Source organism: Moraxella sp. CTOTU47579 (assembly GCF_032004885.1).
Taxonomy (GTDB): domain Bacteria; phylum Pseudomonadota; class Gammaproteobacteria; order Pseudomonadales; family Moraxellaceae; genus Faucicola; species Faucicola tetraodonis.
In genome coordinates, this window is the sequence record NZ_DALZOJ010000033.1 from 1 (window position 1) to 2,637 (window position 2,637).

The 2,637-nt window shown below is 41.9% G+C and carries 1 protein-coding gene; it reads right to left on the minus strand.

The genetic code is table 11. The features are described from left to right. Positions 1–258: 258 nt before the first annotated feature. The coding region (locus RTP55_RS11055) for an FdhF/YdeP family oxidoreductase (RefSeq protein WP_312386059.1) at positions 259–2,637 on the minus strand (2,379 nt) is incomplete at its 5' end.

Consider the following 2,637-nt stretch of genomic DNA (forward strand, 5'->3'; position numbering starts at 1 on the left):
TTAAAATTGCTCATCCTGATTTATTCAACAATAACAGGTGTTTTTGTTGAATTAACATTTAAAGAAAATCTATAACATTTATTTATGGGTTTAATTTTCGACAGTAAGTTTATTACTCATCTTAAAAAACGCGTAAATATTCAATTTTTCAGCCTGTTTTTTCAATCATCACTTTTTTATTCAATGATACTTTTTTATTTAATGATACTTTTACATTTAACAATCATCCATAGGGTTTTTTAAGCAACCCTATGATCATTAAGCACATTTTCTCAGTCTAACCGACACGGTTTTAAAGGCAGGCATGCCTGATTTTTTATCAAAATCTGTCATCGCAATCAGTGGATTGGCTTCAGGGTAGTACATGGCTAGATTGCCTTTAGGGATATCATACAAAATGACTTGAAAGCCTGTGACTTTTCGCTCAATACCATCGCCGTATTCACTTTGGATAATCACCTTATCACCTGCTTTTAAATCCAATCTATCAGCATCATCAGCATTCATAAAAATTACTTGCCGCGTGTCAAAAACGTTGCGATAGCGGTCATCCAACCCATAAATGGTGGTATTGAATTGGTCATGAGAACGGATACTGGTTAGTGTTAATAAATCATCGGGCTGAGCCGTCAATTTATCTGCATAAATCTCGGTTAACGGTGTAAAGAAAAAGGTGGCTTTACCAGATTGGGTCTGCCATTCATAACGGTTGGCAGGATGCGGTAGATGAAAGCCTTGTTTGGTATAGACTTTTTGGTTAAAGTTATCAAAGCCTTCAATGGCTTTAGCAATGTCATTACGAATTCGGTCGTAATCTTCTACATACCAAGCCCAACGAATCGGGCTATGCCTAAGTGTAGCCGCAGCGATACTTGCGATAATCTCAGTTTCAGCGCGCAATTTATGTGAAACAGGCTGACGCGCTCCTTGTGACAACACCACATTACACATGGAATCTTCAATACTAATGTATTGGTTATTGTCGCCTTGCTTATCAATTTCAGTTCGTCCTAAACAAGGTAAAATAATGGCTTCTTTACCATGAATCAAGTGGCTACGATTGAGCTTGGTCTGTATCTGTACCGTTAACTCACAGCCGCGAATACCCGCTTCTGTACGTGCTTTATCGGGGGTTGCCACTGCAAAATTGCCCGCTAGGCTCATAAATACTTTAACCTTGCCTTGTTGCATGGCTTCAAGGGTCTCTACAACGTTATAGCCATGCGCTCTAGGGGACTTAATGCCAAAAACTTTGTCGATTTGATCAAGTAGCTTATCTGAAGGCTTGTCCCATACACCCATGGTACGGTTACCTTGAACATTACTATGCCCACGAATCGGCGCAAGTCCCGTCCCTGTCTTGCCAATATGCCCCATAACCAAGGCTAAATTTGCCAACATATGCACATTGTCCGTACCATGACGATGCTGGGTGATGCCCATACACCATGTTAAAATAGGACGTTTACTCTCTCGATAAAGCTGGGCTAGTTGCTCAATTTGCTGCGCGTCTAACCCTGTAATATGATAAATGGTTTGCCAATCGGTCGCCCTTACCCCTGCAATCATTTCATCAAAGCCTACGGTCTGGGCTTGAATAAAGTCATGATCAAAAATAGCGGCTTTACCGTTATCCCGTGCCTCGCGATCCCAATTATCTAAATGCTTGAGTATGCCCGTCATTAACGCATAGTCTGAGCCAATGTTTAGCTGGAAAAAATAGTGACTAAGTGGCGTGCTACCATTTGTCAGCATTTGGCTTGGGCGTTTTGGATCTTGAAAACGCGTAAGTCCCCGCTCTTTAAGCGGATTAATCACAATGATTTTGCCACCACGCTCAGCGACATTTGCCAATGTTTCTAGCATACGTGGGTGATTGGTACCTGGATTATGCCCAAAACTCCACACGCTGTCACAATGCTCAAAGTCATCCATTACGATGGTTGCTTTACCTAAGCCGATACTATCTTTTAACCCCACACTGCTTGCTTCATGGCACATATTGGAGCAATCTGGCATATTGTTCGTGCCATAGCATTTGGTAAATAACTGATACAAAAACGACGCTTCATTACTGGCTCGACCAGAGGTATAAAAGACAGCTTCATTCGGGTCATCCAATCGATTGAGATGACTGGCAATCAACTGATAAGCAGCTTCCCATTCGATGGGTTCGTACTTATCAGTCGCCGCATTGTACTGCATAGGCTCAGTCAAGCGTCCTTGGTTTTCCAAGAAATAATCACTTTGCGCGAGCAGTTCAGTGACGGTATATTTGGCAAAAAAATCAGCCGTCACGGTTTTTTTGGTGGTTTCAAATGCCGTTGCTTTAGCCCCATTTTCACAAAAATTAATGGGCTTTTTTTTGCCGTTTGGAAATGCACAACTTGGGCACTTAGTGCCAAATGGCTGATTTAGGTCTAATAATGTGATTGGCGCACGGGTCAATGCCTGCTGCTTTCGCATATTACCTTGCACGGCTATCAACGCACCCCAACCCCCAGCTGGCCTAATAAGCGCATCAAGTTTATTATCGGTTTGGTTCAAATCGGTGGTATGAGTCAAACCATGAGGAAGATTGACATAGTCAAAAATTTGATTCGTCAACGTATGGAAGGGTTGCATTAATCGCATGGC